The organism is Arthrobacter sp. P4_F10, from assembly GCF_056401435.1.
In genome coordinates this window covers 14,285-30,428 of sequence record NZ_JBFUJJ010000011.1, presented here as the reverse complement: position 1 = coordinate 30,428, position 16,144 = coordinate 14,285, and the positions used below count along the sequence as shown (strand labels likewise).

The 16,144-nt window shown below is 67.9% G+C and carries 15 protein-coding genes and 2 riboswitches; of the genes, 4 read left to right on the top strand and 11 right to left on the bottom strand.

What is annotated here, in order from left to right; all coding sequences use genetic code 11:
- Positions 1-14: 14 nt before the first annotated feature.
- From fdhD to AC1DR1_RS13220, 8 genes are all read right to left on the bottom strand, one after another.
- A complete protein-coding gene (gene fdhD / locus AC1DR1_RS13255; protein ID WP_229993803.1) occupies positions 15-887 on the bottom strand; it encodes a formate dehydrogenase accessory sulfurtransferase FdhD in 873 nt (290 codons plus the stop codon).
- 100 nt (positions 888-987) lie between these two features.
- Positions 988-2,511, bottom strand: a complete 1,524-nt coding sequence (locus tag AC1DR1_RS13250; protein ID WP_476992714.1) for a molybdopterin molybdotransferase MoeA — start codon at positions 2,509-2,511, stop codon at positions 988-990.
- On the bottom strand, positions 2,508-2,795 hold the full coding sequence (locus AC1DR1_RS13245) for a DUF6457 domain-containing protein (protein WP_364747569.1): 288 nt from the start codon (positions 2,793-2,795) through the stop codon (positions 2,508-2,510). Before AC1DR1_RS13245 ends, AC1DR1_RS13250 begins: the two co-directional genes overlap by 4 nt.
- A 21-nt stretch (positions 2,796-2,816) precedes the next feature.
- Entirely contained in the window at positions 2,817-3,494 is a 678-nt protein-coding gene (mobA, locus tag AC1DR1_RS13240; protein WP_476966909.1) for a molybdenum cofactor guanylyltransferase, read from the bottom strand.
- Positions 3,495-3,579: 85 nt separating this feature from the next.
- Positions 3,580-4,080: an HNH endonuclease gene (locus tag AC1DR1_RS13235; RefSeq protein WP_229993807.1), complete on the bottom strand. Its 501-nt coding sequence runs from the start codon at positions 4,078-4,080 to the stop codon at positions 3,580-3,582.
- A gap of 220 nt (positions 4,081-4,300) precedes the next feature.
- A complete protein-coding gene (locus AC1DR1_RS13230; protein WP_476992713.1) occupies positions 4,301-5,038 on the bottom strand; it encodes an NlpC/P60 family protein in 738 nt (245 codons plus the stop codon).
- 295 nt (positions 5,039-5,333) lie between these two features.
- Positions 5,334-5,503: riboswitch (cyclic di-AMP (ydaO/yuaA leader) on the bottom strand.
- A 137-nt stretch (positions 5,504-5,640) separates the two neighbouring features.
- Complete coding sequence (locus AC1DR1_RS13225) at positions 5,641-6,462, bottom strand: M23 family metallopeptidase (protein ID WP_229993809.1); 822 nt, start codon at positions 6,460-6,462, stop codon at positions 5,641-5,643.
- 4 nt (positions 6,463-6,466) lie between these two features.
- Positions 6,467-6,686, bottom strand: a riboswitch (cyclic di-AMP (ydaO/yuaA leader).
- A gap of 145 nt (positions 6,687-6,831) precedes the next feature.
- Positions 6,832-7,527 carry an iron-dependent transcriptional repressor DtxR gene (locus AC1DR1_RS13220; RefSeq protein ID WP_229993810.1) on the bottom strand — a complete coding sequence of 232 codons (696 nt, stop codon included), beginning with the start codon at positions 7,525-7,527 and terminating at the stop codon, positions 6,832-6,834.
- 360 nt (positions 7,528-7,887) lie between these two features.
- Between AC1DR1_RS13220 and serC the strand changes: the two genes are divergently transcribed.
- A complete protein-coding gene (serC, locus tag AC1DR1_RS13215; protein WP_476992712.1) occupies positions 7,888-9,018 on the top strand; it encodes a phosphoserine transaminase in 1,131 nt (376 codons plus the stop codon).
- Between the two features lie 65 nt (positions 9,019-9,083).
- On the opposite strand, the gene AC1DR1_RS13210 is transcribed toward serC, so the two are convergent.
- Genes AC1DR1_RS13210 through AC1DR1_RS13200 form a run of 3 tightly spaced genes read right to left on the bottom strand, consistent with a single transcriptional unit; the run spans position 9,084 to position 11,532 of the window.
- A complete protein-coding gene (locus tag AC1DR1_RS13210) occupies positions 9,084-10,427 on the bottom strand; it encodes an MFS transporter (RefSeq protein ID WP_364747563.1) in 1,344 nt (447 codons plus the stop codon).
- Positions 10,428-10,471: 44 nt separating this feature from the next.
- A complete protein-coding gene (locus tag AC1DR1_RS13205; protein WP_476992711.1) occupies positions 10,472-11,140 on the bottom strand; it encodes a DUF3027 domain-containing protein in 669 nt (222 codons plus the stop codon).
- A gap of 8 nt (positions 11,141-11,148) precedes the next feature.
- Positions 11,149-11,532, bottom strand: a complete 384-nt coding sequence (locus tag AC1DR1_RS13200) for a cold-shock protein (RefSeq protein ID WP_090582694.1) — start codon at positions 11,530-11,532, stop codon at positions 11,149-11,151.
- Positions 11,533-11,709: 177 nt separating this feature from the next.
- Here AC1DR1_RS13200 and AC1DR1_RS13195 point away from each other — a divergent pair, with 177 nt between their 5' ends.
- From AC1DR1_RS13195 to AC1DR1_RS13185, 3 genes are read left to right on the top strand one after another with little or no spacing between them, the layout of a single operon-like run.
- Positions 11,710-11,943: a hypothetical protein gene (locus AC1DR1_RS13195; RefSeq protein WP_229993814.1), complete on the top strand. Its 234-nt coding sequence runs from the start codon at positions 11,710-11,712 to the stop codon at positions 11,941-11,943.
- Positions 11,944-11,953: 10 nt separating this feature from the next.
- Positions 11,954-14,443 carry a helicase-associated domain-containing protein gene (locus AC1DR1_RS13190; RefSeq protein ID WP_364747559.1) on the top strand — a complete coding sequence of 830 codons (2,490 nt, stop codon included), beginning with the start codon at positions 11,954-11,956 and terminating at the stop codon, positions 14,441-14,443.
- Positions 14,440-16,086 (top strand): DNA repair helicase XPB, encoded by a 1,647-nt coding sequence (locus AC1DR1_RS13185; RefSeq protein ID WP_229993816.1) that lies wholly within the window; start codon positions 14,440-14,442, stop codon positions 16,084-16,086. The genes AC1DR1_RS13190 and AC1DR1_RS13185 overlap by 4 nt, the downstream gene beginning before the upstream one ends.
- The last annotated feature ends 58 nt before the right edge of the window (positions 16,087-16,144 follow it).

Below are 16,144 nucleotides of genomic sequence, written 5' to 3'. Positions count from 1 at the left end.
GCCAAGTGTTGCCCCTAGCCGGCCGCGGGTGCCGGGACCGCGACGCGCTGCTGGCCCGCATACACGTTCAGGCTGGTCCGGCGGCTGAACCCGGCCAGGGTCATCCCGCTGGCCTCGGCCAGCTCGACGGCCAGGCTGGAGGGGGCACTGACAGCGGCAAGGACCGGGATCCCGGCGAGAGCTGCCTTTTGGACGAGCTCGAACGATGCCCTGCCGGACACCTGCAGCACGGTGCCCCGGAGCGGCAGCAGGCCTTCGCGAAGCGCCCAGCCCACCACCTTGTCCACCGCGTTGTGCCTTCCGACGTCTTCGCGGAGGCACAGCAACTCCGCCGAGCCGTCGTCGGCGATTCTGAAGAGTCCGGCGGCGTGCACGCCGCCGGTGGCGTCAAAGACCTCCTGGGCGGACCGGAGGGTGTCCGGGAGGCCCGCGAGCGTTTCCACGGGAACGGTCAGCGGATCCTGTGCCGGGCTGTAGTGCGAGGACTTGCGCACGGCATCGATCGAGTCCGTCCCGCAGATGCCGCAGGAGCTGGAGGTGAAGACGTTTCGTCCGGTCTCGGGCCGGACGACGTCGGGCCGGAGTTGAGCCTCCACGACGTTGAACGTTTGGATGCCGTCGGCGTCTTCGCCGGCGCAGAACCTGAGCGAGACCAGCTGTTCGGGAGCCCAGATGATCCCCTCTGAGACGAGGAACCCTGCGACGAGGTCGAAGTCATTGCCCGGCGTTCGCATGGTGACGGAAAAGGACATGTCTCCGAGCCGGATTTCCAGCGGTTCCTCGACGGCAAGGACGTCCTCCCGGTGCCGGACAGGGAATTCGAGGGCCTGAGGGGACCCATCCAGGACGATCTTGTGCACTTTGCGGCGTTGCGTGACACGGCCCATCCGGTGCTCCTAAGCAACATGTTGTGCGGTTGTCGTGATTCTTTGGCTGGTTCCATCATTGTAAGTGCCTGATCCTGAAGCCAGCGCAGGGGGCCAGGGCTCAGCCCAGGAGGGCACTCCAGTCCACCGGCCCGTCGCTGGCCGCGGCTTTCCTGGCGGTCCGCTTCGCGGCCGGCTTCTGCGCGGCGGAGGCTGCCGCCGGGTCCGGTAGCGGCGTCCCCCAAGGGAGTGCGAAGGCGGGGACCAGTTCCCCCAGCTGCACGCCATGGGGCGGGACCACCAGCACGCCGTCGGCGGCTGCCAGGCCCCGCATCATTCCCGGGCCGGTGTGCTGCGCCGGCGACGCCATGCCATAGAGCAGCCGGAAGGGCATGAGCCGCGTCCGGCCGGGATCGGCGTCAATCGTCGAGCCGCAGGGCACCTCGCCGAGCGGGGGAATTGGTCCGTGCCCCAGGGCCGCCAGGAGCGGGGCCCCGATCGTGGACAGTGCCATCATGGCCGCGAGCGGGTTCCCTGGCAGGCCGAGGATGTACCTGCCGTCCGGCAGCTCGGCCAGCACGGCGGGATGGCCCGGGCGCATGGCGACGCCGTCGATCAGCAGGCGGCCGCCGAGTTCGGTGACCGATCGGCGGAGGTGGTCCGTTCCGGAGCGACCCGTGCCGCCGGTGGTGATGACGACGTCGGCAGGCAGGTTTTCGGCGGCAGGATCGGTGTCCTCGAGCGCGGCGAGCCATTCGGCGTAGGTATCCCCGATTTTCACTTCTTCGGTGCAGATCCCGCCGAGCATTCCCACCACGGCTGCCAGTTGGGGTCCGAAGGTGTCCCGGACCTGCCCGGGTGCCGGCACCCCGGACGTCACCACCTCCGAGCCGGTGAAGACGAGCCGCACCAAGGCCTTGCCGAGCACCGGAAGGGTGTCGCTTCCGGCCAGCGCGGCGAGGGCCAGGTGGGCGGGGTTCAGGACGGTGCCGCCCTTGATCAGGACGTCTCCGGCGGCGGCTTCCTCCCCCGCTTTCCTGATGTGGTCCCCGTTCCGCGGGTCCCCCGGTTTCGCGTTGCCGCCCAGTTTCAGGACAGGCAGGCCGTCCTCGTCGGCGCCGATGATGCCGCTCTCGCTGCGCAGCACCGCCTTGGCCCCGGCCGGAATGAGGCCTCCGGTGGCAATCGGACTTGCCTGATGCGGTGCCAGCAGCTGGTTGGGTTCGGCCAGGATCCACGGACCGCTGCCGTTGACGGCCCAGCCGTCCATGGCAGAGGAAGCGTAATGGGGCATGTCCCGCAGGGCAACGACGTCCGCTGCGAGGGTCCGGCCCAGCGCCTGCCGGAGCGGGACGGGGGCAGCCGGGATGGGAACGGCGCAGTCGAACGCGAGTTGGCGGGCCTCCTGCCACGTGTGGGCCAGGTGCCGGTGCGGCTCCCCCGCCGTGTCCTGGCCGGCAGTGTCCTCGTCCGTTGAATCTTCGTCCGTTGAATCCGGGTCCGTCGGGTCCGGGCCCGCCGGGTCCTGGCCCGCCGGGATGGGAGGGTCTGCGGGGCCCTCCGTGAAGCCCTCTCTGAGGCCGTCTTTACCGCCGTCGCTGCCTGGGACAGTGGGTCCGCTGCCGTCCGGGGCCGCCGCCGTCATGCCCCGGGGGCTTCGGCGGCTGCGTAGTCCTTGGCGAGCCGGCGCGCCACGGCCATCGCGGACTCCATGGACACGGAGTCCGTGGCCTGCCCGGAGCCGGAGGCCAGACCCGCGGCAAAGCCGGCAATGAACGTCGTCAGCGGCGCCGCCGGGCGCACCACGGAGTGGGCAGCCACCCCGGCCAGGGCGAGGACCTCGTTCACGTCAATCTCAACGTCTTCCAGCTCCAGGGCCTGGAGCAGGGCACGGCACCAGTCTTCCAGCGTTTCATCCTGGCTTTTCACCGTTTGCCTCCATGGTCGAGTTCAGCTGCGGAGTTCCGGACCGGCGCCCGGACCGCGGTCTGGAAGCCTACCGGAAACGCCTAATGCGGACGCGTCATCCCAGGTGTCGACATCATCCGTGGAACCGGGGGGAACGCGAACTTCCCGCACGTCCAGCCTAGCAAGAAGGGCGAAGACCGACGCGTTTTCCAGGCTGCCCCTGGCCGCGGCGTCCGCAACACAACGTTGTAGCGCAGCTGTGCCATAAAACCCCGCGAGTGGTTGCTTCCGGCCTTCGGCCGAGACGGCCATGACGCCGTCGCCCCCGTCCCGTTCCGGCGCAACTGCAACAGACGCGGCCAGCGATTCGGCCAGGGCGCGGACTGCCTCGGCCGAGCGCGGCATGTCACAGGCAAGGACCAGGGTAAACGGCGCCGCCGCGGCTGCCCCGTGCCGGCCGGGGTGGTCCGCGTCCAGCGCGGCCAGTCCCGCGGCGATGGCTGCGGCCGGCCCCGCGAAAGGCGGGTCTTCCCTGCAGCTCAGCACGCCCCCGGGCAGGTCCCCGGGGTCAGGACCGACGACGACGGTGCGCCCTGCCCCGCCCGCGGCGCGCAGTGAGCGCTCAAGGAGGGTGGCGCCGTCGTAGATCAGCCCGGATTTGGGCACGCCGCCCAGGCGGGAGGACCGTCCCCCGGCGAGAATAATGGCATCGAACTCCACCGGTTCAGCCTAGCGCGGCGCCGGCTGCCGCCGAATCAGCCATGAACTGCCCGGCAGCAGTTCAGGCAGCAGTCCAGGCAGCAGTTCAGGCCGCTGACTCAGGCAACAGGAACGGGTCCCAAGCCGGCGTCGGCTTCTCGAGCTCCTTGATTTGCCAGATGGCGCCCTTTGGCGGGCCCGGAACAAAACCGATCTTCCAGCCCATCTCCGCCGGGGTGTGGTCGCTCTTGGCGTTGTTGCACCGCAGGCACGCCGCCACCAGGTTCTCCCAGGAATCGGCCCCGCCCCGGGATTTTGGCTGGACGTGGTCGATGGTGTGGGCAGCCTTGCCGCAGTAGGCGCAGCGGTGGGCATCGCGGCGGAGCACGCCGCGGCGGCTCACCGCTGTCATGGTGTTGTACCTCGGCCGGATGTAGCGGTTCAGCAGGATCACGGACGGGCGGCCCAGAATATCCTGGGGGCCGACAACGGGGTCGTCCCCTTCGGCCACCACGCTGGCCTTTCCGGTTAGGACAAGGACGAGCGCCCGGCGGAAGGTGATGACCGCCAGGGGTTCATATCCAGCATTCAGAACGAGAGTGCGCATCCGCATACCTCTTCACGGCCGCACCCGCCAGCGGCACGAGGGCCGGCTGCCCTCTGCATGGTCGGGCTATGGATCGACAACACAAGAGTAAACACTCAGGTGCCGGATCACCGAATATTTTTTCACGGGCGCAGTCTTCAGCGCGGAAAGTTCACGGCGCGGCAACGCAAAAGACCCCCGCCAAGAGGCGGGGGTCTTTCGAAGGTGCTGGGGGTCTTGCTTAGGCGCCGACGCGGATGAAGACCGGGCCGGAGCCGACGTTTACGCTGTACAGCGCGGTGGTTCCGCCGTTCCAGCCGCCGTGGACTGCCATGCCGTTGCCGACGTAGACCGCGATGTGAGCCATGCCCACGCCGCCGTTCTGGTAGTAGGCGAGGTCGCCCGGGCGTGCCTCGGCGGCGCTCACGGTGCGGCCCAGGGACAGGTAACCTGCCGGCCAGCCGTGGTAGTGGATGCCGGCCGCGGCCAGCGCGTTGGTGGCGAGGGCGGTGCAGTCCTGCGCCACGCCGATCTGTGCGTAGGCAGCGGCGGCGATGGTTGCGCCGGAGCCGCTTCCGATGCCGGCGGGAGCCTGGGCAGCGACGCCGCCGCTGACACCAAGCTCGGTGCCACCGGCGCGGGAGGCGTTGGAATCCTGGACCTGCACGACGGGAGCCGGCGACGTGGTCACAGCGGGCTTCTCGTAGGAGATCGCGATGGTGGAAGCGGCCGAGATTGTGGCCGGAGCGGCGGACTGGACTTCCAGGGCCGAAGCGGAGGTGGATTCGCGCTGAACATTGGTCTCAGCAGCGTTGGCTGCGATTCCACTGGTCAGAACCAGACCGGAAGCTGCGGCGATGACCGCGGCCTGACGGCCCACGCCGCCGGCGTTGTCGCCGACAGCCTTGGCAATAACAGCCAGCGAGTTGGTCTTGGTGACCTCGGCGCGGTGCCGTGCAACAGTTGCACGAGTAGTCATTAAGTTCTCTCTTTCGTGATCCTTGGACCGCGCGCTTTCGGGCACGGACTGAGGACGCTCCGGCATCTTGGGGGTACGCCGGATCGCCCCGAAATGGGTTACTTAGCGAAGGGTGTACTGCGAAGACGCGCCAAAAGCGGAAACTGCATGCTGTCCGGGCTCGGTAGAGAATGAGCCTGCGGAACGTGATCCAATCCGGGCGCCGGCAAGGGCGGCACGTGATGTGGATTCCAGCGGGCTCAAAAGAGCCTCGCCGGTGCGCATGCGCGCAGAATTGTGGCGTGAAGACACGAAAGTAGCCTCTCCCAATGCCTACGAGGTGAGCTGTCGGATTCGGATGGGAGTCACCCGGCCGCGCTGCTTCCTGGGAAGCTTTGCGACTTAACCCCAAGGCCTTCTTTCGAAGGCCAAAATTGGTTCCCCCGCCCCTGCCAGACGATGTAATGCGAACGGACCTTGAGCGGTGGCAGAGCTAGGCAATCCACTCAAGAGCGCCAACTTCGGAAAAGTTGGCGTGCTTCAAACCCTACAGGAGTCCGGACCCAATGTCACATTCAGATCACGGCGTGTCACAAGAATCTGAGAGTGGTCCATCGTCTTTGTTAGAGCCAGCCGAGGGGGTCAACGACGTCGCCGTTGACCATCACTTCAAAGTGGAGGTGGCAGCCCGTGGAGGCGCCGGTGGTTCCGCTCATGGCGACGACGTCACCGCGCGATACCTTCTGGCCGACCTCGACCGAGGCAGAGGACAGGTGGTTGTACGTGGTCTCCAGGCCGTTACCGTGGTCGATGACCACCCGGTTTCCACCGCCGAAGGGATGCCATCCATTGAAGGTCACGGTGCCGCTGGCGGCTGCATGGACCGCCGTGCCGCACTGGGCAGCGAAATCCTGGCCGCGGTGGAACTCCCCCGCGCCTCCGGTAATGGGGCTGACGCGGTAGCCGTAGGGCGAGGCCGTGACCAGCTGATCCAGCGGCCCGCCAAGTGTGCCCGCCGATGCGGCGCGGGTGATGCTGCCCACAGACTGGGCGCTCAGCAGCTGCTTGAGCTTCCCGTCCGGATCGCCCTTCGTGGTGACGGCAGTGCGGCTGAAGTCGACCTTTGCCGCGGCAGCGGCGGTGACATCCGGCTGAACGGCGGCCGAGAGAGCGCCGGATCCGCCGGGATTGGAGGCCATCACGGGGCTCGTGACGGGGACCGTCACGGTGAGAACCAGACCAGTTGCGGCCAGGGCGATCCCGGCTTTCTGCCCGACTCCGCTGGCCGAGGCAAACTCCGTTACCTGACGGAACGGACTGCGCCGGCGACGCCGTTCATCGCGGTGCGCGTCGCGCGGGCGTTCGGCCATATGCGCGACGACGGGACGCGGCTCCGGAGCGGGACCGGTCGCGCGGCGACGGCCCCTGGCGGTCTGGGTGGTCAAGAACGGTTCCTCTCTGGAGAGCCTGCGAAGTTAGCTGTCGGATTCGGGTCAGAGAGATCAAAGACCCGGTCCGCCGTTGCAAGCAGCCAGGCACAGGGGTATCCCCAGGGGATCCTTCGGTGGAAGCTGCTTGCCGCTGACGGACTTCACCCCAAGGCTGCTTAAGTAGCAGCCGAAAGTGGTTCCCCCGCCCCTGCCAGAAGGTGGTTCAGCGACTGATCCGCTGGCAGGGCTCGGCTTCGGATCAGGTAACGCTTTGGTATCGGTACTGGCCACTAACTATAGGGGATTAAGCCGCCCGGTGATAAATCCGTAATCGCAACTGTGCAGAACTCATGGGTCGTCCCACAACCGGCCCGTTGCGGCCGGTCAGGCGACCGTTACAAAGACGTGCGCGGCAACCTCGGGCGGCAGTTCCAGGGCTCCCTCGATATCGGGGACGCGGACCGAGATGTACTCCCCCACACGCTCCAGCGAGACCAGCGCGCCAGGCCGGATTCCGCCTTCGTCGAGCTGGGCCAGAAGCTCCGGCTCCACCTGGATCGGCTCCGCGAGCCGGTTGACCGTGATCCGCGAACCCGCACCGTAACCGGCCATGGCCTCCAGGAGGTTTACCGCCCTGTCCGCGGGGGCACCATTGGGCACCCCGCCAAGATCTGCCAGCCCCGGAATGGGGTTTCCGTAGGGCGAAACTGTCGGGTGGTTGAGCATCTCGAAGATTCGGCGCTCGACGCGTTCGCTCATGACATGCTCCCAGCGGCACGCTTCCTCATGGACGTAGGCCCAGTCGAGTCCGATCACGTCCGCGAGCAGTCGTTCGGCGAGGCGGTGCTTGCGCATGACACCGATGGCGCGTTTCCGCCCGGTTTCGGTCAGTTCAAGGTGCCGGTCACCGGAAACAACCACAAGCCCGTCACGCTCCATGCGGCCGATGGTCTGGGAAACGGTGGGGCCGGAGTGGCGGAGCCGTTCGGCGATGCGGGCACGGAGGGCAACGATGTTTTCTTCTTCAAGTTCCAGAATGGTCCGAAGATACATCTCCGTGGTATCGATCAGATCCGTCATTCAGCTCAGCTCCTCGAGCGCAGTCCTTGCGTCATTCCCACCGTACCGCGTGCGGGCTGCATGCAGGATGCGCCCTGGCGGGATCCGCCGTACGTTCGCATGCCAGCCTAGCCTATTTTGAATTACTCCGGATAATTTTCGTTCGGCCCGGGACTGCCCTCCCGGCGCCCGTAGGCCGGCAGCCCCCGGCGTCTCAATGACCTGACTGTGACAGGCCTTTTTCCGTATCGCCGGGACCCGTCAGGCAGAATGAAACAGGCAAAATAGAACAGGCAGAATGAAAAAGGGGTGTCCGTTGTAGCCATCCCTGCCAGGCCACCTCCCAGCCACGCTACGAACCCGCCGAAAATTGGAGCCACTGTGAGCGACACGAGCGTCACGATCCCCGCCAACCTCCTGCCCAAGGACGGACGGTTCGGCGCCGGCCCGTCCAAGGTCCGACCGGAACAGATGGACGCCCTCGCCGCGGCATCGGCGAAGCTGCTGGGGACCTCGCACCGCCAGGCACCGGTGAAAAACCTGGTCGGCTCGGTACGCAGCGGCCTCAGCGATTTCTTCCGCGCGCCCGAAGGCTATGAAGTCGTGCTCGGTGTGGGCGGATCCACCGCGTTCTGGGACATCGCCAGCTTCGGACTCGTAGAGAACAAGGCGCAGCACCTGTCCTTCGGCGAGTTCGGCTCGAAGTTTGCCTCGGCCACCAACAAGGCGCCGTTCCTCGCCGAGTCCTCCATTATCAAGGCCGAACCCGGCACCCGCCCCTCCGCCCGGGCGGAGGCCGGCGTCGACGTCTATGCGTGGCCGCAGAACGAAACCTCAACCGGCGTGGCTGCCCCCGTCCAGCGCGTGGCAGGCGCCGACGAGGGGTCGCTGGTGCTGGTGGACGCGACCTCGGCCGCGGGCGGGCTGGACGTGGACGTGGCGGAGTCCGACGTGTACTACTTCGCGCCGCAGAAGAACTTCGCGTCCGACGGCGGCCTGTGGCTGGGCCTGTTTTCCCCCGCGGCGCTGGAGCGGGCGGCACGGATCAAGGCCGGCAACCGCTGGATCCCCGATTTCCTGGACCTCCAGACGGCGATCGACAACTCCCGGCTCAACCAGACCTACAACACCCCGGCGCTGGCCACCCTGGTGACCCTGGATGCCCAGGTGCAGTGGCTGAACGCCAACGGCGGCCTGGACTTCGCAGCCGCCCGGACCGCGGATTCCGCCGGCCGCATCTACCGCTGGGCCGAGGCGTCCGGCTACGCCACGCCGTTCGTGGCCAAGGCCGAGGACCGTTCCAACGTGATCGCCACGATCGACTTCGACGAATTGATCGATGCCTCGGCCATCGCCAAGGTGCTCCGCGCGAACGGCGTCGTCGACACCGAGCCGTACCGCAAGCTGGGCCGCAACCAGCTGCGCATAGCCACCTTCGTGGCGATCGAGCCGGACGACGTCTCGGCACTGCTCGAGTGCATCGATTTCGTCGTGGCTGAACTGAAAAAGTAGCCTCAGCGCCCGGCGGCGCCGTCACGGCCCATGAGAACTCAGGCCGCGGCGGCGCCGTCATCGTTTCAGGCCGGTCCGCCCGGCTGCACATTCTGTTGTGAGCCGCGCCGCGCACCCGGCTGGGAACCAGGGCTGGCGCCGGCTGGACCGGTCCCGCTTTCGACGTGGAAGTACCGCAGCCCGCGCGCGCGACGGTTGAAGTGGAGCCGCAGGTGCTTCGCCCGGATGATCCACACCAGCCCGATCAGGGCCGCCAGCAGGCCGGCGCCCGCCGCAACCGCCATGGACCAGCGGGGGCCGGCGGTGTTTGCCACCCAGCCGACGAGCGGCGCCCCAATGGGAGTTCCGCCCATGAAAATTGCCATGTAGAGGGCCATCACCCGGCCCCGCATTACGGGGTCCGTGGTGGTCTGGACGTACCCGTTGGCGCTCGTCATCATGGTGATGGCGAACAGACCCACGGGCACCAGAGCAACGCCGTACCAGAAGTAGTTTGGGGCCATCGCGGCGATGCCGGAGGTTACGCCGAAGGCCGCTGCCGCCCCGAAAATGACCCGCAGCCGGGGCTTGCCGCGGCCGGCGGACAACAGCGCCCCGGCGACGGATCCGATGGCCATGATCGAATTCATCAGGCCGAAGGCCCCCGCGTCGAGGCCGAATTCCTTACCCACCATGGCCGCAATGAACAGGGCGAAGTTCAGCCCCAGGGTTCCCACGATGAAGATCGCTACGAGCACCACGACGAGGTCCGGACGGAACCTGACATAGCGCAGACCCTCCCGGATCCTGCCCTTGCCCGCCCGTGCCCGCGGCAGCCGCCGCAGCGACGCGGCCGGGATTTTCGCCAGGCTCACCAACATGGCCACAAAGGTGAGCGTGTTGATGAGGAAGACCCAGCCGGGCCCGACAACGGCAGTGAGCACGCCGGCGACTGCCGGGCCTATCATCCGGGCGACGTTGAAGGAAGCACTGTTGAGGGCCACGGCATTGGGGAGGTAGTCGTCCTGGACCAGTTCCGAGACGAAGGTCTGCCGCACGGGAGCGTCCAGGGCGGAGACCACCCCGAGCATTAGGGCGAAAGCGTAGACGTGCCAGAGCTGCGCCGCGCCCGAGACCACCAGGATGCCCAGTCCGGCGCTCAGCAGCGCCATTGCGGACTGGGTCAGCACCAGCAGCCGCTTACGGTTGAAGCGGTCGGCGAGAAGTCCGGCCACGGGCGCCAGGAAGAGCTGCGGGCCCAACTGCAGGGCCATCGTGATCCCCACCGCCCCGGCATCGTGCGCCGTCAGGTGGGCGAACACCAGCCAGTCCTGGGCGGTGCGCTGCATCCAGGTGCCAATGTTGGAGATGAGCGCACCGATGAACCAGATGCGGTAGTTCAGGATGTGCAGGGACTTGAACGTGGACATCAGCCCCAGCCCTCCCCAGACACGCTCCCGGACGTTTTCAACCGTTAGTCGGCCTCGCCCGCAGAGCGTTCCCGCTCGTCGTCGTCGGTCTCCGAGGCGCCGGGCTCGGCAGCATCCTGGTCGGCAGTACCCTGCTGGTCTGTATCGTGCGTATCCTGCTGGTCAGTATCCGACTGGTCAGTATCCGACTGGTCTGTATCCTGCTGGTCTGTATCCTGCTGGCCTGGGGCCGACGCCGGCGACGGCGTTGGGGAGCCGGACGCCTCGTCGGCGGCCTCGTCATCTTGTGCGTCTTCCGGGCGGACCCGCTCAGCCCACGGAATCCACGCCGGCGCCAGGACGGAGTCTTCGGAGGGCAGCAGGCCGAGTTCATCCACCGTGACCACCTTGGACCGCGAGTTGCGGGTCAGTACGGCGTACCACTGCCAGCCCAGGTACCCCGGCAGCCTGGATTCGAAGAGATGGGTCACCAGGCGGTCGCCTTCGCTGCGGGCACCGATGTGCTCGCCGATCTGCTCGGCGGGAGCAATGCCTTCCACCGCGGTACGGGCGACGTCGACGGCGGCGGCCAGGAAGGCGTCGGGCTTGCCGGTGCGCCAGAAGGGCACGCCGGCGCGCGGGCGCGTTCCCTGCTTTGAGCCTGCTGTCTTGGATCCGGCAGGCAGGGTGGATCCGGCATCCGGCGCCGGCAACCGATCAGGTTCCTGAGTCATCAAGAGCCTTATACGTCCAGCTCGTCGGCAACCTTACGGAGGGCCGCTGCGATCGCCTTGCCCTTGTTGCCTTCCGGGTACTTGCCCGCGGACAGGGTCCCGGACAGGTTGTCCAGCACGCTGACGAGGTCCTGCACCAGCGGGGCAAGGTCCCTGGCACTGGGCCGCTTTGCCTTGGCGATGGACGGTGTCTTGTCCAGCACGCGCAGGCCCAGGGCCTGGGCACCCTTGCGTCCGTCGGCTACACCAAATTCAACGCGCGTTCCGGCCTTGAGCTCCGTGACACCCTCGGGCAGCGCGGACTTGGGCAGGAAGACCTCCTGGCCGTCCTCGCCCGCGAGGAATCCGAAGCCTTTTTCCTTGTCATACCACTTGACCTTGCCGGTAGGCACGTAATCAACCTTCTTCGTTCTGCGGGGACACGGCCGGCGGTCACCGCATCCGCATGGATACGCGGGTTCAGGGTATGACTGCCCGGACCGTGTTGGTCTGTACCTCCAAGGTTATCCTGCCTGGTTCACTTTAACGGCGTGAGGCGCGGGCGATGCTGGACTGTTAGCGTTGCCCACATGACACTGACGCGTTACCGGCGGCCTCTGATGATCATCGCGGCCACCCTTGCTGTACTGTCCCTTGCCGCCGTCGGCGCTGTCATGGCCATGGCCTTCAACAATGTCGTGGCGCCCGCCTGGATTACCTCAACGGCCCTCTACGGGCTCCCGGTGGCATTCCTGCTCATGCTGGCGCTCGTTGTAGACGCGGTGGCCGCACGGCGCCGCCCGCGCGGGCCCGGCGAAAGGTAACGTTGGAGCGATGTCCCTCATCCGCGCGCTGAGCAAGGAACTTCAGGCACGAAGCGACGAGTCGCTGCGTGCCCTGTTCTCCGCGCGGCCGGACCTGATTTCTCCCGGCGTCCCGGACTTCCCCGCCCTCGCCGCCCGTGCCAGCGGACGCGTCAGCGTCCAGCGGGCGCTCGAGCGGCTTAACCGTCCACAGATGCAGGTCCTGGAAACCCTGCACCTGTGCACCAACGCCGATACCGGGCACAGCGCCTCGGCGGCGATGCTGAAGAAACTGATCAACGGCTCCTCGGCTGCCGCCATCGACCGGCTCCTCCATTCCCTGCAGGACCTGGCCCTCGTCCACCGCGCCGATCCCCCGCACGGTGCCGCCCCCGCCGCCGCCAAGCAGCGCCACTACCTCCCGGTGGGCAGCCTCAAGGATGTGATCGGCATCTACCCGGCGGGACTGGGGCGCAGCTACACCGAACTCGTGCGGCTCCAGCCGGCCTTTGCGCAGCGCGTGGTGCAGCTGGTGGGGGAACTGCACCGCGCCGGGGCGTCCATCTCCCCCGCCACGACGCCGATGGAAGCGGCCCTGTCGCTGCAGCACTGGACGGCAACACCGGAATCGCTCCAGCAAATCCTGACCACCGCACCGGATCGGACCGCCGCCCTGCTGGCCCGGTTCGGAAACTGGGCCATGGGCGCCGTTCCGCAGGCGCAGCGCCGGGCTTCCGTGCTCCACGAAAGCGCCGACGTCGGCCCCGTGGACTGGCTCCTGGCGCGGGGGCTGCTGGTGCCGCTGGACGCCGCCCACGTCGAACTGCCGCACAGCGTCGGAGTGTCGCTGCGCGGCGGGTTCGTCATCGAGAGCTTTTCCCTGATGCCGCCCGTCCCCCACCTTGGCCACACGAGCGCAGGGCTGCGCCGGAACGCCGCCTTGGGCGCTATTGCCGAGACGCTGCGGCTCGTGGGCGAAGTGCTCTACACCGTGCGCGAACAGCCCCTGGCGACGCTGCGCAGCGGAGGCGTCGGGGTCCGGGAGATGAAGCGGCTGGCGGATTCCCTGCGGATCGACGTGCACGAGGCCGGCGTACTCGCGGAGTTCTGCGGACTGGCCGGTCTGCTGCGGCTGGACGTCGACAGTTCGGCGTGGGTGCAGCCGCCGCAGCTGGAGTGGCTGGCGCTGCCGCGGCAGGAACAATGGCTATGGCTGGTCAATGCCTGGCTGGCCAGCGAGCGCGCGCCGTCCCTGGTGGGCCAGCCCGTGAATGCCGCCGGCCCGGCCGGCCATCGGGGCGCGGCCGGCACCACCATCAATGCGCTCTCTGCCGAGGCGCAGCGGCCCGACGCCCCGGTGGTCCGTAAACGGGTCCTGGAAATCCTGAATGAACTCACCCTCGAAGCCGCGGCGACCGACGGGCAGGCCCCCGTTCTCGATGCCGCCGCGGTGCTGGAGCGAGCCGAGTGGACCCAGCCCCGGATGGCCCGGCGCTTCAGCTCGCTGATCCGCGGCATCCTCACCGAGGCCGAGATGCTTGGCCTGATCGGCTCCGGGGCGCTCAGCCAGCTGGGCGCCGCGATCGCCGCCGAACAGCCGGATGATGCGTTGGGGATCCTGGGCGAACACCTGCCGGCAGCCCTGCAGCATGTGCTGCTGCAGGCGGACCTGACGGCGGTGGCTCCGGGTTACCTCGATCCCGAACTGAGCGAACGGCTCCTGACCATGGCCGCGGCCGAAGGGCAGGGCCCGGCAACCATCTACCGGTTCTCCGTCGCCTCCGTCCGCCGGGCGCTCGACGCCGGCCAGGACGCAGCGGCGATCCTGGACTTCCTGCGCCAGCATTCCGCCACCGCCATTCCGCAGCCGCTCCAGTACCTCATCGAAGACACCGCCGCGCGCCACTCCCGGCTCCGCGTGGGGACAGCAGCCAGCTTCATCCAGAGCGAGGACGACTCTGCCTTGCTGGAACTGCTCAACGCCCCGGCCGCCGCCAGCCTGGGGCTGGTGCGCATCGCGCCCACCGTGGTCGTCTCACACGCCGCACCCCGGGAAACCGCCCAGATTCTCAGAGCCCTGGGTCTCGCCCCCATCCTGGAGGAAGCAGCATCCGCCGTCGTCCGGCTGCGCCGCAGCACCCCGGGTCCCGGCAGCGGCCGGCCCGTCTACACCGCCCCGCGGACCGCTCCGCCGGAGGCCGACATCGACGCCCAACTGGCCGTGCTGCGCGGTGACGGGTCCCGGGCACCTGGCTCCGGCGCTCACTCGCCGGCGGCTGTCCCTGGCAGCGAGGAAGCGACCCAGCTGGGGCTGGAGACCCTCCTGAAAGCGATCCGCCTCCGGCAGCGTGTGGTCATGAACGTCGTGGACAGCATGGGGAATGCCAGCCGCGAGACGGTTGTTCCGGTAGCTGTGAATGGCGGGCGGGTGCGCGTGTTCGATCCGGTCAAGGAGATCGAGCGGGTCCTGTCCATCCACCGGATTATCGACGTAGAAGCTACAGAGGAATTGTTCCAGTGAATGACGGGCCCCTGATCGTCCAGAGCGACAAGACCATCCTGCTGGAGGTCGACCACGAACTCGCAACCGAGGCCAGGCACGCCATCGCGGCGTTCGCCGAGCTGGAACGGGCCCCGGAGCATGTGCACAGCTACCGGCTGACGCCGCTGGGTCTGTGGAATGCCCGGGCGGCCGGACTGGACGCCGAAAAAGTGCTGGACACCCTGCTCACGTACTCCCGGTTCCCCGTGCCGCACTCCCTGCTGATCGACGTCGAAGAGACCATGTCCCGGTACGGCCGGCTCCGGCTGGAAAAGGACCCGCAGCATGGCCTGGTCATGCGCACGTCCGACTACCCCGTGCTCGAGGAGGTCAGCCGTGCCAAGAAGATCGCCCCACTGCTCGGGCCGCGGATCGACGGCGAGACCGTGGTGGTGCATTCCTCCCAGCGCGGCCAGCTCAAGCAGCTGCTGCTCAAGATTGGCTGGCCGGCCGAGGACCTCGCCGGCTACGTGGACGGCACGCCGCACCCCATCATGCTCAACGAAACCGGCTGGAAGCTGCGGCCTTACCAGCAACTGGCGGCGGAGAACTTCTGGGCCGGCGGCAGCGGCGTCGTCGTCCTTCCCTGCGGCGCCGGCAAGACGCTGGTCGGGGCGGCCGCCATGGCCACAAGCTCCACCACCACGCTGATCCTGGTGACCAATACTGTCGCCGCGCGGCAGTGGAAGGACGAGCTCATCAAGCGCACGTCACTGACCGAGGAGGAGATCGGCGAGTACTCCGGCTCCGTCAAGGAAGTCCGTCCGGTCACGATCGCCACCTACCAGGTCCTGACCACGAAGCGCGGCGGCCTGTACCCGCACCTGGAGCTCGTGGACGGCAACGACTGGGGTCTGATCATCTACGACGAGGTCCACCTGCTGCCGGCACCGATCTTCCGGATGACGGCCGACCTGCAGGCCCGGCGCCGGCTGGGGCTCACGGCCACGTTGGTGCGGGAGGACGGGCGGGAGGGCGAGGTCTTCAGCCTGATCGGTCCGAAGCGCTACGACGCGCCGTGGAAGGACATCGAGACCCAGGGCTACATCGCCCCCGCCGATTGCGTGGAGGTCCGGGTGGACCTGCCGCGCGAGGAACGGGTGGCCTATGCCATGGCCGAGGACGCCGACAAGTACCGGCTGTGCGCCACGTCAGAGACGAAGACCCGGGTGGTGGAAGAACTTGTCGCCGAACACGCCGGCGAGCAGCTCCTGGTGATCGGGCAGTACATAGACCAGCTAGACGAGATCGGCGAACGCCTGGGCGCGCCGGTGATCAAGGGCGACACGTCGGTCAAGGAACGCCAGCGGCTCTTCGACGCCTTCCGCGCAGGCGAGGTGCAGACCCTGGTGGTGTCCAAGGTGGCCAACTTCTCCATCGACCTGCCCGAGGCGTCGGTCGCGATCCAGGTCTCCGGGTCGTTCGGTTCCCGCCAGGAGGAGGCCCAGCGCCTGGGCCGGCTGCTGCGCCCGAAAAAGGACGGCCGCTCCGCCAGGTTCTACTCGCTCGTGGCCCGGGACACCCTGGATCAGGACTTCGCCGCGAAGCGGCAGCGTTTCCTCGCCGAGCAGGGCTACGCCTACCGGATCATGGACGCCAAGGACGTCGGCACCGCCGGATAGGCGGGTGCCGTCCCTGGTGCGTGCCCCGGCGCGGCCGCCGGGGCACGGCCCATGCAAC